This is a genomic window from Providencia sp. PROV182 (assembly GCF_028480325.1).
Classification (GTDB): domain Bacteria; phylum Pseudomonadota; class Gammaproteobacteria; order Enterobacterales; family Enterobacteriaceae; genus Providencia; species Providencia hangzhouensis.
This window is the reverse complement of record NZ_JAMPOL010000014.1, coordinates 34856-53889: the sequence shown is the minus strand read 5'-3', so window position 1 is coordinate 53889 and position 19034 is coordinate 34856. Positions and strand designations below refer to the sequence as shown.

Genomic DNA, 19034 nt, shown 5'->3' with positions numbered 1-19034 from the left:
TAAATGAATTAATTGAGTAATGTTTTCAATTCAACAATGGGATCTTTAGGAACCATTTGAATTTCAACGGCAACGTTATTGTTGATAAGTGACCTAAAGGCTTGTTCTTCATTCGGTGTTACAGCAACCGCACGGGATAAATTACGACGGCCTTCTTGCATACGCATCCCGCCGACATTCAGTTTTTCCAGTTTTAAGCCACTTTCGACAAGCCTGTTCACATCAATACTGTTAGTAAACAGCAGCATAGTGCGGCGTTTAATTTCCGTTTTTTTTAAGACTTCAATGAATTTATCGACGCCAAAAACGACTACTTTTAGATCTGGTGGAGCAGCCATAGTAAGAACTGATTGTTGAACGGTGTCATTGGCAACTTTGTCATTGACGATAATCACCTGTTCAATATCAAAATTTTTAACCCAAGTGGTTATAACTTGGCCATGGATAAGTCTGTCATCAATTCGAGCAACATTAATTGGCATGGGATTCTCCTAAAGTTCGCTATCATTTTGTGCTAATGGTTTAAGTTGTTCACCGACATTAAGGCAACTGTCAGGGAATACATCATTAATGACTTGATGAAGTTCATGTAAAGGGAGGTCTCGGTTGCTGAGTATTTCGAGAAAAGTAGGAACATTGATTCCGCAGTACAGCACAACATCATTTTGGGTAATAACGAGCTCGCTGGCTAAATTGCAAGGAGAACCGCCTAATAAATCCACTAAAATTAAAACGCCATCGCCTTTATTAACATTTTGATATGTTTCAAATAAATGTTTTTTTACCTCATTAATATTGCTTTCTCTTTGAATGGAAATCACGCTGATATCTTCTTGAGAGCCGATTAGCATTTCAGCACATTCCAATAACCCTTGTGCAAAAGGCCCATGGCTAGCCAGTATGATAGGTATTTGAGAGCTCATTTTTTCCCCTTATATTTATTTTTTTATTTTAGTAATAAAATTACTTTTATATATTTATTTTAAAGTAACAATATCACAAAAAAGGGGAATGAAAAGGGGGAGTTCCTAGAAAGGGTCATTTTTGTGAGCAAGATCGAAGTGGCTACTTAGAGCCACATAGAAGATATTAAGGAGGAGAAAGCCGATTAGTTATTGCTATTTAAGCGAGAAAAGCGCTCCGCACGAGTACTAATTTGTTTTTGAATTCGTTCATCGTACTGTTTAATAAATAAGTTAGTAATCAACATATTAATTACAGTCAGTTGCGAAATTTTTGAGCGAATAGGGATAAGCCTTGAAACGTGCTCCGTGGAGATCGTGTGCAAGACTGTTTCTGCTAGCGATGACACCGAGCTTTGCCCCATTTTCGTGATAGCAATGGTCGGAACTTTCAATTCTCTGGCAAGAGTGAGTAGTTTGATACATTCGTGGTTTTCACCAGAATGAGAGATGACAATGACAAGATCGTTCTGATCTAATGTATTCACAATACTGAATTGGATGCTGTAATCAAGGTGACAATTAACATCTTTTTTTATTTTAATTAGTTGATATTCAAATTCTTTTGCAACTAATCCACTACTGCCTGCACCATAAATGACAATTTTTTTACTCTTACTAATTAATTCATTTGCTAGCTTAAAGGCATTTAAATTGACCAAAGCGCAAGTTTCTTCTATGGATGATTTTTCAATCAATCCTACTTTGTGATTAACGGTTTCCATTGAATCACTAATATCAATATCTTCTTGTAGTAGAGTGCCGTAAGACTTGTGATTAATCGATGAAATTAAATCAATTTTTAGATCGCTAAAGCCTTGGTAGCCTAACTTATGGCACAGGCGCAAGATAGTGGTGGTACTGACCTTATTTTCTTGGGCTAGGGATTGAATGCTCATACTTTGCATGTTTTTCTTATTAGCAATAATGTACTCAGCGACTTGTTTTTCTTTGGTGGAAAGGCTGTCTCTGGCCTCTCTAAGTTTTAGGTCTATCATTATTTACCCTGCTAATAAATTAAAATTCGTCATTACGAAATGGATCCTACCATATCTTAAAAATAGGGAAATGGTGACTTTTCTTTATTGTCTTCGTGTCACGATAATGGGGCTTATGGCTTAGGATAGAAAGTAAGGTCGGTAGGAAAAAGTTAATAAATATAAATAGTTAGTTATATCCCTATTGCTTAATAATAACCAAAGCAATAGGGATCAGTTTGTTTTTAAAGTGTGACGCCCATTTTAAAAATTGCTAATTCACGGAAATCATTGATTTCATTTTTTGTAGGTTCACCATTAACGGTTTTGACAACCAACTGAATGAAGTCATCTAATAACTGATCCATGGATTTTCCTGTTAATAAGGCACCTGCATTAAAATCAATCCAATGGGGTTTTTTGGCGGCTAATTCATTATTGGTCGCAATTTTCATGGTGGGAACAAAGCCACCATATGGCGTGCCACGACCTGTTGTAAATAACACCATATGGCAGCCAGCTGCTCCTAAGGCACTGGTGGCAATGGCATCATTACCCGGCGCGCTTAACAAGTTGAATCCTGGGGTTGTCAGGCGCTCCCCGTATTTTAAAACATCCATTACTTGGCTAGTGCCAGCTTTTTGTGTGCAGCCGAGGGATTTTTCTTCGAGTGTCGAAATGCCTCCGGCTTTATTACCTGGAGATGGGTTTTCATAAATTGGCTGGTCATGGGCAATAAAATACTGTTTGAAGTCATTGATCATATTGACCGTTTTCTCAAACGTCAGTTCATCATGGCAGTGGTTCATTAGAATTTGTTCAGCACCAAACATTTCAGGTACTTCGGTTAACACCGTAGTTCCGTTATGACTGACTAAAAAATCAGAAAAACAGCCTAACAATGGGTTAGCCGTGATCCCTGAAAGGCCATCAGAACCACCACATTCAAGACCAAATTTCACTTCGCTCAGTTTGCCTGACTCACGTTTATCTTGCTGTACTAATTGATAAAGTGCATTAAGGTGCTCTACACCGGCTTCAATTTCATCATCTAATTGTTGGCATACCATAAATTTCACGCGTTCATCATCATAGTCACCTAATGTTTCTTTAAAGGCGGCGACTTGATTATTTTCACAGCCTAAACCGATGACTAAAACGCCACCTGCATTAGGGTGCTTAACCATATCTTGTAAAATAGTACGGGTTGTTAAATGGTCATCACCGAGCTGGGAACACCCTAAAGTATGGTTATAAAGATAAACACCATCAATATCAGAAGCGCCATTATGTTGTTTATTAAAGCGTTCGATCATTTTTCTCGCCAGTGCATTAACACAGCCGACTGTTGGTATCACCCAAATTTCATTACGGATAGCGACATCACCATTTGCTCGGCGATAGATTTGCACTTCTGGATCCGGCCGTGTAACGGCAATTGTGTTGTGTTCAGGGCGGTACTCATAATCATTTAAGGCACTTAAATTGGTGGCGGTATTATGAGTATGAACATGCTCTCCAGCCGTTATGGTCGTCGTTGCATGGCCGATGGGAGCGCCATATTTAATAATATTATTGCCAGACTCAATCAAGGTGAGGGCAATTTTATGCCCTCGGTCAACATCTTGTTTTAATGTTACTGATTGCTCTGCAACACTAATGGTTTCCCCTGCTTGTCGGTTAACTAAAGTAATGGCGACATTGTCATTGGGATGTATTTTAATTATATCTTTTATCATATTGCGTTCCCTGAACTGGAAATCGGATTAAGCATGATCAGCCATAAAAAGTATGAATGATCTTTTGTTGTCTAAATTTCATTCATTATACGATCTGGTTTACAACTTTAAAAGATGTTATACCAATTTATTATGATTTATTTATTAGTGAAGTTCTATTTCACCCATCGTCGAAAAATTTCGTTATACTGTGGACATTGATGGCCAGCGAGTCGGGTGGTTATGTGAAAGGAGAAAATAATGAGCTCACAAGAGAGTGAACCGCGCCTATATCAACAAGTTGCGGCTCTGGTCAAAGAACGTATCGAAAATGACGAATACCCAGTTGGCACTAAATTACCTGCGGAACGGTTACTTGCTGACGAAATGAAGGTGAGCCGTACTGTGATCCGTGAAGCCATCATTATGTTAGAAGTAGAAGGCTATGTGGATGTACGCAAAGGATCTGGCATACATGTTATTAGTAACCGGTCTAATAACTCAGTCAATACAGAAACGGGATTAGAGTTTAGCCGCTGTGGACCGTTTGAGCTCTTGCAAGCAAGGCAATTGATTGAAAGCCATATCGCCGAGTTTGCCGCGACCCAAGCCACCAAAGAAGATATTTTAAAACTAGTTGATATTCAAAAGCATGCTCGCAAAGAGGATCGTTTTCGTGATTCAACATGGGATCTTGCTTTTCACATGCAAATTGCCGCGTCGACCCATAACAGTGCGATGGTGGTGATCGTTGAGCAAATGTGGAGCCAACGCTTACGTAACCCTTACTGGCTCAAGCTTCATGAGCACATTGATAACCGTTCGATTGAGAGCTGGTGCGATGAACATGACCAAATTTTGCAGGCGTTAGCGCGTCGAGACCCTAAAGGGGCGCGGCAAGCTATGTGGCAACATTTGGAAAATACCAAAAAAATGTTATTCAATGCGACCAGTGATGACTTCGAATTCACCATGGATCGCTATTTCTTCGCAGATAGCCCAACCATGGATGATAACAGCTAGTTATTCCTCATCATCTTCCGATATTTGCTTCAGCGCGGGGAGGTTAACTAAAATAATTTTCCCGTATTTTGCATCAATCCAGCCTAGTTTTTCCCATGCGACTAAACGCTTATTGATGGTTTGCCGTGTGGTATTAATGATGGTCGCTAAGTCATCTTGTGTGAGATATAAGCTTAGTTGAATTCCTTTTTCATGAGGTTCGCCATAGCCTTCTGCTAAGCTCAATAAGCGTTTGGCGAGTCGGGCTGAAACAGATAATAAGGCACTGTCATTGATAATGGTAAAGGCATTACGAATCACTTTGCAGAGTAAAATATTCAGAAATTGGTAAAAAACGGGGTGTTTTTCCAAGATCATGGTTAAGTCTTTCGGTGATATCGTCAGTAAAATGGTTGGGCTAATCGCTTTGGCATCATGGGTGCGCGCTGATTTATCTAGCATGGCAATTTCGCCAAACCAATTGCCTGGTGAAAGATAGCGAAATACACATTCACGGCCATCTGAGGAAATTGAACTTACTTTTACTGAACCTTGAATCACCGCATATAGACCACGAGCAGGGTCACCCTGATAGTGAACCATTTCACCATCTGGATAGAAACGTAATGTGGCGCATGTCATTAAGATGGAAATCAAATAATCAGGTAAGTTACTAAACCAACTATTTGTTTTTAATATTTCAAGAATATTTTCATGCGTTAGAACTAATTGGCTGTTTTGTACCGCAATGTTCATCTGAATGCTCCCTGCATGATTGGCTAACTTTATCATGACATTTGGTAGGGTTATGTTCAATCATGAACCGCCGTAATATTCGAGTAAACCTCATAAATAAGAAATAGGGTAATAGAAAACCCGAGCCATTAATGTGGCTCGGGAGGGATTTAAAAGATAATTAATTAATCTTCAAATCGTTTTTCAATACCTAATCTTTTTAATGTCAGAATCAACAGACCACCGATAAAGGTGACCAATGCGATAAAATAGAGTCCTGCACGGGCAGATTCAAAGGTAGTTTCAGCCCAAACTCGTAAGTTTGGTGCCACAAAACCACCTAAGTTACCCACTGAGTTAATCAAAGCAATACCCGATGCAGCTGCGGTGCCGCCTAAGTATGCAGATGGGAAGCTCCAATACAGAGGCTGCATCGCCAAGTGACCAGCCGCTGCCACACACAGGGCAATAATCGCAATGACGGGAATGCTATCGAATAAACCAGAAACCGCAATTCCCGCAGCACCTAACATAAAGGTGATGGCAGCGACTTTACGACGTTCTTTTAGACGTTCTGAAATACGAGGTACATAATAAACCGCAATTGCCGCACACAGTGGTGGAATGGCGGTAACAAAGCCTACAAGTATGCCGACTTTACTGCCCAACAACGTACCGATTTGGGTTGGTAAGAAGAAATAAATCCCATAGCCACATACTTGAACGGTAAACCAAATCAGACACAGGTAGAGAACGCGCATATCTAATAATGCTCTCAAGGCGCCTTTCGGGCTATGGCCTGCTTTGGCATCTTCTTCCAAGGCTAATTTAGCGGAAAGTGCACTTTTTTCCTCAGCTGTCAGCCATTTGGCTTTTTCAGGGCGGTCATCAAGGTAAAAGAACACCCAAATCCCGACAATAGATGCTAATAAGCCTTCTACGACAAACATTAACTGCCAGCCGTATAAACCGAAGGCAAATGAAGTTCCTTCCAACGACAATAATGAGCCAGATAATGGGCCGCCAATGATAAACGCCAGTGGTGCCCCAAATAAGAAGTAGCCTGTCACCCGTGCCCGGATATTTTGTGGGAACCAGAAGGTTAAATACAGAATAACCCCCGGAAAGAAGCCCGCTTCACTGACACCAAGTAAGAAACGCAGCACAATAAAGGTGGTTTCATCATGAGCAAACATCATGGCGGCAGAGACTAGCCCCCATGTGACCATAATGCGTGATAACCATACCCGAGCGCCAATGCGGTACAACAGAATATTACTTGGCACTTCAAATAGTGCGTAGCCGATAAAAAAGATCCCTGCGCCAAATGCGTATGCAGCGTCACTTAACCCAGTTGTTAATTGAAACTCTTGTTTTGCAAAACCAATATTTGAACGGTCTAAATAAGCCAATATGAACATTAATACCACCATAGGTATTATTTTTCGTATTGCTTTGCTGGTAGCCGATGATAAATGATCCGTATTGGTGGACATGGTTCACCCCAGTTTTTTGTAAGATAGTAATGTTATCTATTCATTTTTATTATGTGTTTAGCCCGCCGCTGAATAACCAGCAGAGTAGAGTATAGAGCTAATGTACTCGTCATACTTCAAGTTGCAGTGTTGTTGATTGCACCATGAATTATTCAGAGTATAAATAAGTAATTTAAAATGAATAATTCTTGTTATTAATTTCCCTTTTTCATGTTGTTAGAAATAAAATATTGAAAAAGGGAATGATCATTATTTCACGTTAAATTTGGCTAATGCTTCAGGTTTTAACGTCGTACCTGCCCCAGGCGCGGTTGGTGTGGTATAAACACCATCAATGACTTCGACTGGGTCAACAAAGCAATCCAGTGTCCAGGGAATAAATTCCAGTAAAGAACAAGCGGGATGTGCCATTACCAGATGCAATTGTGCCTGCATCATATCGCCATGGTGTGGTGTCACGGGTAAATTAAATGCCATACCTAAGTCAGCAATTTCCCATACCGCTGTTAAACCGCCACAGCGTGTTGCATCAGGTTGTAAGTAATCAACGGCACCCGCCAAGACAAATTCTTTAAATGAATCATTGTGATAAAGTAATTCACCTAATGCGATAGGTGTATCCATATAAGCGGCAAGCTGTTTATGGCTGGCGACATCATCATGCCATAATGGTTCTTCAAACCACTTAATATTGAAATCATTTAAACGGTGGCCATATTGCTTGGCAATACTGATATCCCATTTACCGTTTGCATCGACCATTAGGTCGATATCGTCGCCAATTGCGTTACGAACAGCTTCAATACGTTGTAGATCTTCGCGTGGATCTGGTTTACCAATTTTCATTTTTATTGCTTTGAAGCCTTCTTCGAAGATCATTTTTTTACAATCATCGACTAAGTCTTCTTGGCTACGCACTAACCAACCGCAGTCGGTGTTATAGGCGTTAACTTTATTGTGTTTTGAACCGCCAAACAGTTGCCATAGCGGCTGATCCGCGGCTTTAGCTTTAAGGTCCCAAAGGGCGATATCGATGGCAGAAATCGCCATTTGCATCAAACCACCACGACCTACCCAGATATTGGTTGAGCTGCGAGTGAGTTTTCGATGTAAATAGCGCACTTCTGTTGGGTCTTCGCCGAGTAACATTGGGCCGAAAACATCTTCAATAATAGTGGTGATTAAACGGTCAGTGGTGATGTCGGCATGTGTCCCTGTGTGGCCATAACCGACTAATCCACATTCTGTTTTGATCATGACACCCGGCATCCCCCAATGGGTAATGCTGTGAGTTGAGTCACCAATTAGGTCATTAGTGACAGGTACGTGCATGATAAAAGTACTAATTTCTTTTATTTTCATTGTTGTTCCCAGGTGTTGTAAGGTGGTTGAATGCCAATCTAACAGTGGGAAGTGGATTAAACTGTCAAATGATTTACAGATTGTGCCTGTATGGCGCTTTTTACTGATAAATATGAGCTAGATCTCTTTATTTTGTATGATAGATTATGGCGTATCTTTAAAATTGGTATAACAGCTTAATAGGTGAAAATAGTGGGAAGCAGGGAACAATAAAAATTTTTATCAGGGTATGGGGTTCAATCTAGAGTAGGTTTAGAATAATGGCGGAAACCCAGCTTTATAGTGGATAAAACATGTCTAAACGATTTCTTTTATTGCTTTGTATTTTATTTACGAATTATCTTCCCCAATCTTTGGCTTCTGAGACCGTCAACAACACTGACGATTGGCAGTTGGCAGACATCCCACCAAAGCTAGTGCAAACAAAACAGCCTGAAATTATTTTTGCGATGATTGCTGGAGAAATGCGAGCCGTCGCAGAACTCAATGCAGAACACGGTTTTTATGCTTATTCTCCTTCGGGGGATTATTGTGCAATGCAGTTTGGCAATGGGTATGCCTTTGTAAAAACAGTATCGTTTTCTAACCAAAAACCGCGTTATGTACCTGAAGTGGATAGGCTAAATGATTTACAAAATCCCATTTATGATTATTTGGTCACGCACCAAAAAACAGCGGTATATAACTCAACTCAGAGTAATAGTAAGCAAATTGCCTCTTTATGGGAAAACCTGCGCTACCCTGTGTTAGCGCGGATGATTAAAACGGATAAAGCAGGAGAAAAGACTGCTTGGCTAACGATTCGCCTAGGGGATAGGCTGGGCTATGTGCGTTTAGATGATGTAGCATTAGATAAAGGCATTCCAATTTTAACTTATCACCATATTCTCAAAGACAGTGAAAATAAGCATTTTCGTGACACGTCAACGACGACATCCGTGGAAGCATTTCGTGAACAAATGAATTATTTAAAACAGGCGGGTTACCAAACGCTTTCGCTTGCCGATGTGGAAGATTATCTGAATAAATCTGCTAACTTACCAGGTAAAGCAGTCGTGCTGACATTTGATGATGGTTTAAAATCAGTTTATCGCTATGTATTACCGATTTTAAGGCATAACCGCCAGCAGGCGACGCTATTTATTATTTCTTCGCGGATTAAAACACAGCCACAAAAATGGTCAGCGCATGACTTACAATTTATGAATAAACAAGAGATAAAAGATAGCCGAGACGTTTTTAATATCCAATCTCATACTCACTTTTTACATCGTTTAGATAATCATAATTCACCCATTTTATTTAGCCGGAAAGAACATACGATCATGTTGGATTTCAAACGGTCGATGAGAATTCTAAGCCGTTTCGAACCAGAGCAGCGTTACCTTGCATATCCATTTGGTGGTTATAACCAATCAGCGATGGATGCGGCTAAAGATGCGGGGCTACATCTTGCCGTCACGACCATTCAAGGAAAAGTTAAATTGGGGGATAACCCTTTTGCGCTCAAACGTTTGTATGCTTTTCGGACTGACCCATTAGAGAAATTTGCTCAGATGGTAGGTAATAGTGAAAAAAGCGTCATAAATCAAAATATTATTATCGACAGATAATCAATATAGCGAAGTAAGCACTGGGTTGTTTGGCTCAGTGCTCATCCGCTTGCTTGCCCGTTCCCATCTCTTTTAAAAATTGTTGTTGGTAAACAAACAATTCTTTCGCACTAATACAATGATAATTCATCGAAAACTGTTCGGCGGTTTGTTCAATTATCTTAGCAAGTGCAGGGTAATGGCGGTGGTTCCAATTCGGAAATAAATGATGTGTAAGATGTAAGTTTAACCCGCCTAACCAATAGGTTAGCCAACGAGGTGTGGTTTGCCAATCATAAGTGGTTGAAAAAGTATGAGTATAAAAACCATGTGGCATATTGCCTTCTTTGGGGGGCGTATAAAAAGTTGCTTTCGCCCAATGGGTGCCAAGTATTAATACAACAAATACGAGGGAGGCAAGCATTTGGCTAAATAAGTAAGTGAGTAGCAAGGTACCTAAACTGATATCAGTGATAACAAACGCAGGTATGACTATTGCAACAATCAAATGTAGTAACTTAGCCAATAAAAATGCCCCAATACCACGACGGCCTTGATGGCGCATATGCGGGGCGACGCGCGTCAAATGAAATCTATCCATCCAATCAAAGAACCAAATCAATGCAGGGAAAGTCATTGCGGCAATTAATGGCCAATACAGATGCTGAGCTCGCATAAACGGGTACCAGCGCTGATAAGGGGTTTGGCGCAAGACAAAATTTTCTTCGATATCTAAATCATAATGACGAATGTTGGTGTGAGCATGGTGAAAAATAATATGCCTGACTCGCCAACATTCAGGGTCTAAACCCAACGGAATAGTGACCCAAAAATTGAGCCAATAATTGGCTTTGGCCTGCTTGAAAATCGCATTATGGGAAGCATCATGAACTAAGTTAATCGCCAATAACAATGCGAAGCAGATAAATAGGGGGTAAAAAATAAAAAAAGCCCAAGACGCGTTAACACACAGCGCTATGCCGTAACTGCCTAGGCAGCACAAGATTAAAACCAAGCTTTTTAAATAAAAGCGTAAGTCAGCAAACCGGTGATCTGCACGCTGTTGTAAATAGTGTTTAGCGGCCTTGTTCAACGCTTTTTGGAACGCTTGATCATGGCGGTGTTGGTAGCCTAACGGCCTTAGCTGCTCAGGCGACATCACGCACCTGTATGGGTTTTCGGCCGATACCAAGTAACATTAATAAACTATGCAGCCACAGAGCCGTGGTAAAAATTACCCAAAATGGCGTTGTCCATTGCCAAATAAATAAAATGCAAATTAATAGTAAGCAAGCGATAAAAAACCAGCTCATCAGGCCAATTTTGCGGCCATCTGAAATACCTGATAGTGCCACGGTACCTAAGGCTAATAAGATAAATAAAATCACTTGCTGTTGAGTCGTTCCCTGATAACCATAGCCATAAATATAGACATAACCAATAACTAGGCTAAATAGGAGAAGTGTTCCCATTACTAATGCGATTTGGTTCACGCGAAATAATGGTGCGGGTTTTTCCTTGGGTTGACTGCGACGTTTAATGATACGCCAAAAAGGCAAATTACTATCAATAAATGGGTTTTCAGAAGCGGGAGCCCCTTTGATGCCAAAATGGTGTTCCGTTTCAGGCAATTTGGAAAATGTGCCAAATAGTTTGTCCCAAAAAATAAAACTGCCACCAAAATTACGGTTGGAATAGTGCCCTTCTTTCACATGGTGAACTCGGTGGTGCTGTGGCGTTACCATAAATTTCTCCAACCAACCCAAACGCGGGATCAGCGCACTGTGGTTAAAAAATTGAATGGTATAGTGCAATATTGAAACGGTGATAAACACTTCTAAAGGGATCCCCATTAGCGCCAGCAACATAAAGAATGGGATTGATGTGAGTGATGAATACCACGAATTACGCACGCCTAATGATAGGTTATAGTGCTCCCCTTGGTGATGTACCACATGAACGGCCCATAAAACACGGTAAGTATGGTGTAAACGGTGTAGCCAGTAAAAGCCAAAGTCCCAAGCAAAAATCGTAAACACCCACACCAGTGCGGTTGGCCAGTTTTCAACGAGATTGAACGAATAGTGGGTCACGACAAAGCCGTAACAAAAAATCTCTAACCCTCTAAACAGCCACAGCATAATATGGCCAGAGTTCAGGTTGAACACCAATTCTTGCCAGCTAACGCTTCCTTTTTGTGTTTTGGCTATCACCAAACCTTCTGCGACCACAACCGCTAACATGAAAACAATCGGAAAGGTTAATTCATTCATTAGTGTTTCTCTTTAAGACAAACTTCGCAGTGTGAACAATCACTAATGCCCCACAAGCGGTGAGTGCGCCAGTGACCACATCAATAAATAAATGGCGTTTTAACACCAATACAGAAGCACAAATAGCAAGGGCCCAAATTACGGCTAGAACCGTGCGAAATTTTTGTTGTGTTGACCATAATGCATTCAGTACGACGAGAGTCAATGAGACATGTAGAGAAGGTAGTAAATTTTGTGGGCTATCAATATTCATTAAAGCAGATAAAGCCAGTCCGGATAAGGTTGATAAGTCGTAATCGTGGTATAGCATAGTCGTGGGGTAGCACAAATAAACAGCCCCAGAAACCAGCGCACAGAGTTGCATGGCATACATAAGTGGGCGCGCTTTTCTTAGGGGACAGAGAAAATACCCAAGTGGGATAAACAGAAAAAAGGAGAGGTAAAGCCAGATGGCATCGGGGGAAAATGGGACGGCATTATCTAGTTTACTAGGGAGTAAAATATGAGCTTGCCCAGTCACTTGCCCGGTATATTGGTAAACAATACCTACGGTTCCCCAGCCGAGTAGGCAATAAATAAAGCGAGTGAATAATTCCCTGTTGTTCATTTTACTTCCTTACGGGTTATACGTCGCTTTTTAACCGAGAGTGCTTGCGTAATAGCGGCTGATGATAATTGCCAATCTAATTGCGTAATATCAACGTGTTGGCTTGCAAAGTAACTTGCTAGCTGTTGCTGGCAATGGGATAACTCCATGGGAGAGCATTCAGCCTGTAAATATAATGAGTTGCCTTGCTGTGTTAAGCGAAAATCAGCAGTAACAGGTAAGTGATTCACAATAACCCGCGCACAGGGATCTGCAAAAATAGTCACCATTTTGCCGTTATAACCCGGAAGTTGAAGCAAATCATCACAGCGACCCTCAATCCGTTCTATCGCCATTTCAGGGGAGCCACATGGGCAGGTGTTTTTTTTCACCACTAACACATCATCCAGTTGATAACGAACGATAGGCTGTGTTTTACGGGTAAAATCCGTAATAATCGGCGAAAAACGGTTATTATCAAGCCAATTAGGCTCAATATGCACAAACGCTTCATTTAAGTGTAAAGTACCATGAGAACAAGTACAGCCTAAAAAACCTTCCGTTGCTTGGTAGACCTCTCCAACATTGGGGAAGCAATTCTGTAATTTTTGTTTATCATGGGGTTCTAATACTTCAGCCACGGAAATGACTTTCTGCACATTTAGTTGAAGTTTCTGTTGGTTAATGGCGTCAGCTATTGCGCATAGCACTTGGGCTGGCGCAACAATAATTGATGGTTGATATTGTTCAAGTGCAGTAAGTTGCAGGTCAAAATCTGCAAAAAGGTCATAAAAACGCAGTGAAATCCAACGGTTATTGACACTTTCATACAGGTTATTATTAGCACGTAAAAATAGAGCAACACGTTCACCACTAAACAGACTTTTAGGCAGCATTTTAGCTAACATGCTGCCAGACCAAACATTTTGTTCTTCTGGGCTAACAACGAAAAGGCCTCGACGGCCTGAGGTTCCAGAGGACAACCCGACACTGTAGCGCCCTACTTTAGGGGCAAAATCCCGAGATTGCTCACTTTTTTGTGCACATTCTAGAAGTTTTTGGCTAGAAAGCCTGGCGGTATTCATCTCATCAAAATTATCCATCATGACTTGTTTATTCATAATGGGAAAATTAGATAATGGCTGATTGATATATCGCTGAAAGTAAGGGCTTTTCGATAACACTTTGCGCTTAAAATGTGCCAAACGTTTTTGTTGATAAGCTTCTAGCTCGTCACGGTTGCGAAACGTCAAATGACGAGCGCGCCAGTAATGCCAAAGCATCGAGAGGATCACAATAAATCCCCTTCGTGGCACAGTTGGATAACCACATTGCGTTTATCAATTTCATGTAATTTATTGAGTGTTTCGTAATAAGCCTGCTTATCATCCATGATGATATTGGCAATGGCCATAGGGCCGCGCAATTCACGGTAATTAGTGGGAGACCATGCTGCGTCACCTGCGAGCAATATCCAGCCTGAGTCAGTTAGTACACACAAACCAATATGCCCTGCAGCATGCCCAGGGAGCGGCACAATGAATAACGTCTTCTGTTGATTTACCGCATAGCCTTCGCCCAAAACTTGTAATTCATTAGGTAACGCCACCTTTGGGAAACCTTCATAAAATACAGTACGTTGTTCAAAGTCTTCTGGTAGAAGACCACTGACAAAGGCATTTTTCAATGCAGCAAACCCTGTTAAAGGGCGTGTTTTAGCCCAGCCATCTCCTGAGCAAATAATGGGGATGTCAGGGAAGTCACGTAGCCCCGCGATATGGTCACCATGAAAATGGGACAAAATCACCCCATTGATATCATTAGGTTTTAAGCCATCATTAGCCAATTGATTGACAAGGGCGTCTTTGCTTTCGAAATACACTGGGGTAACGGTTCGATATAACCGCATAATGCCATGGCGCGTATGATCATAAAAATGGGTGGCATAACCCGTATCAAATAGCCAACGCTGGTGTTCATCTTCAATCAGCCATGCTCTTGCTGGGAATTTACAGGATTTAAAACTAGCACCTTTTAAAGCCACACAGCCTGGATGTGTGCAGTAACCCACCTCATATTGATGAATTTTTAGCATGGGTTCTCCTGTTGTTTCAGCCATTTAGCCGTCAAATGAATACCTTGTTGCATACTATATAAAGGATAGTAACCCAGTTCTTGCTGTGCTTTTTGGTTATCTAATGTCATGGTGAAATAGGCTGCGCCAAGGCTATAGCGAGTGAGTAATGGTTCTTTTCCCGTTAAATAGCCAATGGCTTCTAATAGGCTGGCAATAACATACAGTAAAGGGTAAGGGGCTGAACGAATTTCGCAATCTAAGTTTAGCTCACTAAATAACTGATTTAATGTCTGTTTTAGTGCTTGGGGCTGTTGGTTGGTAATATTATAAATGGCGCCATTAGGGAGCACTTCTTTGAAAGTCGCCAACTGCATGCTGTGAACCACATTTCCCACATAGGTGAGGTCAAAATGGTTATTTCCCCCATTAGGTAACACCAGTTTTCCCTTGCGTGATTTTATTTGGGCGAGCAAACGCGGTAGCAAAACGCGGTCATGGGGGCCAAATAAACCTCGAGGGCGCAAAATAGTGTAACGAGTTGTCGGAAACTGCTTAACGCACTGCTCAATCCTAGTTTCGGCTAAATATTTTGTTCTGGCATATTGGTTAGCGAAATGTTTATTAACCGTGGACTCATGAATATTTTGCTGGTGGGTGAAATTAAAATAAATGGCTGGGGTGGAAATATGGATAAAGCGTGAGACTTTGGCTTCCCCCGCGGCGGTAGCTAAAATTTGAGTTGCATGAACATTTGTTGTCTCAAAATCTTGACGTTTGCCCCAAGGTGAAGAAAGAGCAGCGCAGTGCCAAATGGCATCACAGCCAGTCATCATCTCTTTGGCCTGTTGCAAAGAAAGCTGAGCCAGTTCACAAGGGATAAATTCAGCTCCCATTTTTACTAGCTGTTCTCCTGCTTGCGGGTTTCGCCCACAAGCGACGACTTCAAAACCTCGCCCCAGTAAGTACTCACTTGCATTTCTACCAAGGCCACTCGTGGCACCTGTGACGAGGATCTTCATGGCACTAATACCATGGCGCACAGCGCTAACCCAGCGGCAGTGCCAATTAGCATGGCACTGGGCTTTTCATAGAAACGGCCTGTGATAATTGCTTCGTGTAATGCTGAAGGGATAGAGGCCGCAACTTGGTTCCCACGATGGGAGTAGATATCGACTAATTGCTCTGTTGTTACGCCCACACGTTGGCGCATATGTTCTAAAGAAAGATGGCTTGCTTGGTGTGGGATCACGGTACCAATTTGTTTGAGTTGTATACCTGATTCACTGAAAACCTGCTGCATAAAATCTTCAATCAAAGAAGATGCGAGGCGAAACAGTTTTTTCCCCTGCATATGGAACAGAAAATCATCATCAATCATCCCTGCGCGTGGGTTGCGTCTTGTGCCACCTGCGCGAATTTCACAAAAATCAATGCCTGCGGTATAAGTGGTGTGTGTGTAAGAAATAATTCCACTATTCCCATCCCCTTTTTCCACAACAACACAAGCTGCACCATCACCAAAAATCAACGATGATTCTTTATCTTGCCAATCAATACCACGCGAGGCGATATCCGCAGAAACAATTGCAATGCGTTGATAAGCACTGGTGGCTAATAACCCCGCAGCAACCTGTAGCGCAGTGATAAAGCTTATGCAACTTGAATTAACATCAAAGCAGGCAATCCCTTGATTTAAATTTGATTGTTCAAGGATATGCGCTGCGGAGCAAGGCAAAGCTTGCACGGGAATTGCAGACGCATTAATTAGCATATCAATACTGCTTGGTACGATATGGTTCGCATGCAATGCATTTTGAATCGCCAGGGAAGCTAACACTGCTTGTGAATCGGTATGACTTGCATGGAAGCGATATTCGATACCTGAATGTTTTTCAACAAAACCTTTTGGTTTATTGAGCTTTTCATCAAGCATTGAGGAGTAAATTTTGTTTTCAGGTAGTGCCACACCAGAAGCAATGATTTTTAGTGGGGTGATTGACCTATTACCAGACATATAAGTAGTGCCTATCTCATCATAATATTGACAATAAATATCAAAGTTCAAATATTTAATATATAGGAATTACGGAGAGGAATTACGGAATTATTCTGATTCACTCTCTCTTGAAAATGTTCCATAAACTTCATCAATCAATTCATTGATGGTGTTTTGCCATAATTTAGGCAATGAAGCCTGCCATACCACATCAATCCCCCATTGGGCTTGTTCACAATGTTGAATTGGAATAAAGCGGATATCTTTTGAGCTAATATTTCTTGCACTATAGGGTAAAAGACTTATGCCAACCTCAGCGGCTACAAGGGCAATTAATGTTTGAATATCATTTGCTTCCTGAGAGGGTGTAATTGATAAGCTTTCATATTGTAGGTAGCTCTGAATTTGCTTATGAAGCTTTGAACCACGCTCTGCGCGTAATAACAATAAAGGAAAATGGGTTAGATATTCTTTCATTGATAATAAAGAGACCGATTTTTGTGCTACTGCTAAGGCAAGAACTTCAGATTTTAATGTTTTGCTCTCTAAGTTATCGGTTGCTTTAAAAGCAAATTGACGAGTAAAAGCAATATGCAATTCATGGGCTTGTAGCTGTTTCTCCATTTCGTGAGAAGGCATATCATCCAGTTGGATTGGAATATTTGGTAATTTTTCACGTAGCCGTGCCACAAAGAAAGAGGCTTCTTGAAATGTTGATATACCAAACCCGACGGTTAACTTTATAGGGGGCTGTTCTCGAAGCACTGCGGATTGGTGTAAAAATTCAGTGGTTTGAGTGAGTACTTGTTGTGCATAGGGAAAAAGTATTTTCCCATGAGGAGTCAATATTGCACCATGACGTCCCCGCTCAAATAGTACTATATCCAATTGTTTCTCAAGAAGTTGAATTTGTTTTGTTAAAGCTGGCTGACTAATATATAGGCGTGATGAAGCTTCGCGGTAATTTTTTGTCTCTGCGAGAGTGATAAATGCACGGAGTAGTCGAGTATCCATAGTTGTTAGCCAGTTCCTGATAATAGAAGACGCTATAACATTTCTATTATGAATGCTATAGCGAGCCATTGACTTTAACTATTATTGCTTTTCTTGATGATAAGGGGAATTCTTAGAAGCAAAACGGACATGGCGAATATCCGTTTCGTAACCCAGAGTTTCAGTGATGATTCGGTAGAGCTCAGGGCGTCTTCCGGTTAACCAGCGACGGCCATTCGAGGTAGGCAATAAATCTAATTCAAGATCCGCGATGACGATATCATCATCTATTGCGCAGCTTTCTTTAATTACTCGCCCGTAAGGGTCTATGATCATGGCGTTTCCGGTTCGAATTTCATCATCATCTAAGCCAACTCCATTACTAAATAAATAAAACACGCCATTATCGTGGGCTCTGGAGGGTAACCAGCGCATTAGCCATCCGCGCCCATGTTCCCCTTGACATGCATCTAATAATGCTTGAGGATTTTGTTTTCTATTTTCCCAGAGACGAAGGTCGAGCGGTTTCATGCCATGAGGGCTACTCGAATGAGTTCCACCTGTTTGATGGGGGGCAAGAATAATATCTGCACCAAGTAGCGCGTTGACGCGTGGATTTTCAATTAAGTTATTATCCCAGCAAATTAAAATACCAACTTTTACTTCCCATGGCGTATCGAAAACAGTGTAATTGTCTCCGCTATGAATGGCGGGGTGCTCAAAGGCATGTAATTTACGATGAGCGTGGTATTGGCCATCTGGCATACAAGCGACCCAAGTATTGTAGCATTTGCCATCTAACCCTTTTTCAATCAACCCAACCCCGATAATCATGTCTAATTCAATGGCCCGTTGGCGGATTAATGCTAATGACGGGCTATCATGTAAAGTTTCACTTAAAGCATAAACGGCATCATCTGGTAGCTTCGGCACGTGCCAATAACCAGTAATACACATTTCAGGTAAAACCAGTATTTTTACCTTCTGTTGGGCGGCTTGAGTAATAAACTCATGGATACGTTCTAAATTGTAGGTTTTGTCGCTAGGACGGTGTTGGAACTGGACTGTTGCAACCCGAAGCAGTGATTGTGCTGGCATCATTTTTATCTCCTTAGTTAGGGAAATAAAAACATGTTATTTGAGCTAAAAATAATGAGTTATTTTCTCATTCCATAACGATAGGTTATTGAATGAATCTGTTTGGTCATCAATATTAGCATTTTTATACATAAATTAACGTAAAAAGAGATGTTGAAATATATATA

The 19034-nt window shown here is 41.1% G+C and carries 18 protein-coding genes; 2 read left to right on the top strand and 16 right to left on the bottom strand.

Annotation, left to right across the window (positions count from 1 at the left end):
* Positions 1-8: 8 nt before the first annotated feature.
* From PR834_RS12995 to PR834_RS12980, 4 genes are all read right to left on the bottom strand, one after another.
* The gene (locus tag PR834_RS12995) at positions 9-482 is read right to left on the bottom strand and encodes a PTS system mannose/fructose/N-acetylgalactosamine-transporter subunit IIB (protein WP_262961038.1); all 474 of its coding nucleotides are present in this window, start codon (positions 480-482) and stop codon (positions 9-11) included.
* Between the two features lie 9 nt (positions 483-491).
* Positions 492-923, bottom strand: coding sequence for a PTS sugar transporter subunit IIA (locus PR834_RS12990; protein WP_096864482.1), 432 nt, complete (start codon positions 921-923; stop codon positions 492-494).
* Positions 924-1108: 185 nt separating this feature from the next.
* The gene (locus tag PR834_RS12985; protein ID WP_094961576.1) at positions 1109-1960 is read right to left on the bottom strand and encodes a MurR/RpiR family transcriptional regulator; all 852 of its coding nucleotides are present in this window, start codon (positions 1958-1960) and stop codon (positions 1109-1111) included.
* 224 nt (positions 1961-2184) lie between these two features.
* Positions 2185-3678 carry a UxaA family hydrolase gene (locus PR834_RS12980; RefSeq protein ID WP_272536699.1) on the bottom strand — a complete coding sequence of 498 codons (1494 nt, stop codon included), beginning with the start codon at positions 3676-3678 and terminating at the stop codon, positions 2185-2187.
* 240 nt (positions 3679-3918) lie between these two features.
* On the opposite strand from PR834_RS12980, the gene exuR reads away from it, so the two are divergent.
* Positions 3919-4680 (top strand): transcriptional regulator ExuR, encoded by a 762-nt coding sequence (gene exuR, locus PR834_RS12975; RefSeq protein ID WP_004259169.1) that lies wholly within the window; start codon positions 3919-3921, stop codon positions 4678-4680.
* On the opposite strand, the gene PR834_RS12970 is transcribed toward exuR, so the two are convergent.
* The 3 genes from PR834_RS12970 to PR834_RS12960 form a co-directional block, all read right to left on the bottom strand.
* The gene (locus PR834_RS12970) at positions 4681-5415 is read right to left on the bottom strand and encodes a Crp/Fnr family transcriptional regulator (RefSeq protein WP_099975398.1); all 735 of its coding nucleotides are present in this window, start codon (positions 5413-5415) and stop codon (positions 4681-4683) included. It abuts the gene before it with no gap.
* A gap of 164 nt (positions 5416-5579) precedes the next feature.
* A complete protein-coding gene (locus PR834_RS12965; protein ID WP_094961574.1) occupies positions 5580-6890 on the bottom strand; it encodes an MFS transporter in 1311 nt (436 codons plus the stop codon).
* Positions 6891-7139: 249 nt separating this feature from the next.
* Positions 7140-8252: a mandelate racemase/muconate lactonizing enzyme family protein gene (locus tag PR834_RS12960; RefSeq protein WP_004259162.1), complete on the bottom strand. Its 1113-nt coding sequence runs from the start codon at positions 8250-8252 to the stop codon at positions 7140-7142.
* Positions 8253-8545: 293 nt separating this feature from the next.
* Here PR834_RS12960 and PR834_RS12955 point away from each other — a divergent pair, with 293 nt between their 5' ends.
* The gene (locus PR834_RS12955; RefSeq protein ID WP_272536698.1) at positions 8546-9865 is read left to right on the top strand and encodes a polysaccharide deacetylase family protein; all 1320 of its coding nucleotides are present in this window, start codon (positions 8546-8548) and stop codon (positions 9863-9865) included.
* A 34-nt stretch (positions 9866-9899) separates the two neighbouring features.
* Here PR834_RS12955 and PR834_RS12950 read toward each other — a convergent pair whose 3' ends face one another.
* The 9 genes from PR834_RS12950 to PR834_RS12910 form a co-directional block, all read right to left on the bottom strand.
* A complete protein-coding gene (locus PR834_RS12950) occupies positions 9900-11003 on the bottom strand; it encodes a fatty acid desaturase family protein (RefSeq protein ID WP_196725335.1) in 1104 nt (367 codons plus the stop codon).
* Entirely contained in the window at positions 10993-12117 is a 1125-nt protein-coding gene (locus PR834_RS12945; protein WP_136134299.1) for a sterol desaturase family protein, read from the bottom strand. The genes PR834_RS12950 and PR834_RS12945 overlap by 11 nt, the downstream gene beginning before the upstream one ends.
* Positions 12110-12724, bottom strand: a complete 615-nt coding sequence (locus PR834_RS12940; RefSeq protein ID WP_094961571.1) for a phosphatase PAP2 family protein — start codon at positions 12722-12724, stop codon at positions 12110-12112. The genes PR834_RS12945 and PR834_RS12940 overlap by 8 nt, the downstream gene beginning before the upstream one ends.
* Positions 12721-14001 carry a F390 synthetase-related protein gene (locus tag PR834_RS12935; protein ID WP_262961044.1) on the bottom strand — a complete coding sequence of 427 codons (1281 nt, stop codon included), beginning with the start codon at positions 13999-14001 and terminating at the stop codon, positions 12721-12723. Before PR834_RS12935 ends, PR834_RS12940 begins: the two co-directional genes overlap by 4 nt.
* A complete protein-coding gene (locus PR834_RS12930; RefSeq protein ID WP_094961569.1) occupies positions 13995-14798 on the bottom strand; it encodes an MBL fold metallo-hydrolase in 804 nt (267 codons plus the stop codon). Before PR834_RS12930 ends, PR834_RS12935 begins: the two co-directional genes overlap by 7 nt.
* Positions 14792-15799: an NAD-dependent epimerase/dehydratase family protein gene (locus PR834_RS12925; protein ID WP_136134301.1), complete on the bottom strand. Its 1008-nt coding sequence runs from the start codon at positions 15797-15799 to the stop codon at positions 14792-14794. Before PR834_RS12925 ends, PR834_RS12930 begins: the two co-directional genes overlap by 7 nt.
* Positions 15796-16794 (bottom strand): 3-oxoacyl-[acyl-carrier-protein] synthase III C-terminal domain-containing protein, encoded by a 999-nt coding sequence (locus PR834_RS12920; protein ID WP_112307530.1) that lies wholly within the window; start codon positions 16792-16794, stop codon positions 15796-15798. Before PR834_RS12920 ends, PR834_RS12925 begins: the two co-directional genes overlap by 4 nt.
* Before the next feature lie 90 nt (positions 16795-16884).
* Positions 16885-17790: a LysR family transcriptional regulator gene (locus PR834_RS12915; RefSeq protein ID WP_112307529.1), complete on the bottom strand. Its 906-nt coding sequence runs from the start codon at positions 17788-17790 to the stop codon at positions 16885-16887.
* Between the two features lie 81 nt (positions 17791-17871).
* Positions 17872-18867 (bottom strand): nitrilase family protein, encoded by a 996-nt coding sequence (locus PR834_RS12910; protein WP_136134303.1) that lies wholly within the window; start codon positions 18865-18867, stop codon positions 17872-17874.
* Positions 18868-19034: the final 167 nt, after the last annotated feature.

Excerpts from the sequence above, each read along its gene's own strand:
- PR834_RS12950 (WP_196725335.1), bottom strand. The coding sequence starts at position 11,003 with ATGTCGCCTGAGCAGCTAAGGCCGTTAGGCTACCAACACCGCCATGAT.
- PR834_RS12925 (WP_136134301.1), bottom strand. The coding sequence starts at position 15,799 with ATGAAGATCCTCGTCACAGGTGCCACGAGTGGCCTTGGTAGAAATGCA.
- PR834_RS12920 (WP_112307530.1), bottom strand. The coding sequence starts at position 16,794 with ATGTCTGGTAATAGGTCAATCACCCCACTAAAAATCATTGCTTCTGGT.
- PR834_RS12955 (WP_272536698.1), top strand. The coding sequence starts at position 8,546 with ATGTCTAAACGATTTCTTTTATTGCTTTGTATTTTATTTACGAATTAT.
- PR834_RS12985 (WP_094961576.1), bottom strand. The coding sequence starts at position 1,960 with ATGATAGACCTAAAACTTAGAGAGGCCAGAGACAGCCTTTCCACCAAA.
- PR834_RS12995 (WP_262961038.1), bottom strand. The coding sequence starts at position 482 with ATGCCAATTAATGTTGCTCGAATTGATGACAGACTTATCCATGGCCAA.
- PR834_RS12915 (WP_112307529.1), bottom strand. The coding sequence starts at position 17,790 with ATGGATACTCGACTACTCCGTGCATTTATCACTCTCGCAGAGACAAAA.
- PR834_RS12980 (WP_272536699.1), bottom strand. The coding sequence starts at position 3,678 with ATGATAAAAGATATAATTAAAATACATCCCAATGACAATGTCGCCATT.
- PR834_RS12990 (WP_096864482.1), bottom strand. The coding sequence starts at position 923 with ATGAGCTCTCAAATACCTATCATACTGGCTAGCCATGGGCCTTTTGCA.
- exuR (WP_004259169.1), top strand. The coding sequence starts at position 3,919 with ATGAGCTCACAAGAGAGTGAACCGCGCCTATATCAACAAGTTGCGGCT.
- PR834_RS12960 (WP_004259162.1), bottom strand. The coding sequence starts at position 8,252 with ATGAAAATAAAAGAAATTAGTACTTTTATCATGCACGTACCTGTCACT.
- PR834_RS12910 (WP_136134303.1), bottom strand. The coding sequence starts at position 18,867 with ATGCCAGCACAATCACTGCTTCGGGTTGCAACAGTCCAGTTCCAACAC.
- PR834_RS12965 (WP_094961574.1), bottom strand. The coding sequence starts at position 6,890 with ATGTCCACCAATACGGATCATTTATCATCGGCTACCAGCAAAGCAATA.
- PR834_RS12940 (WP_094961571.1), bottom strand. The coding sequence starts at position 12,724 with ATGAACAACAGGGAATTATTCACTCGCTTTATTTATTGCCTACTCGGC.
- PR834_RS12930 (WP_094961569.1), bottom strand. The coding sequence starts at position 14,798 with ATGCTAAAAATTCATCAATATGAGGTGGGTTACTGCACACATCCAGGC.
- PR834_RS12945 (WP_136134299.1), bottom strand. The coding sequence starts at position 12,117 with ATGAATGAATTAACCTTTCCGATTGTTTTCATGTTAGCGGTTGTGGTC.
- PR834_RS12970 (WP_099975398.1), bottom strand. The coding sequence starts at position 5,415 with ATGAACATTGCGGTACAAAACAGCCAATTAGTTCTAACGCATGAAAAT.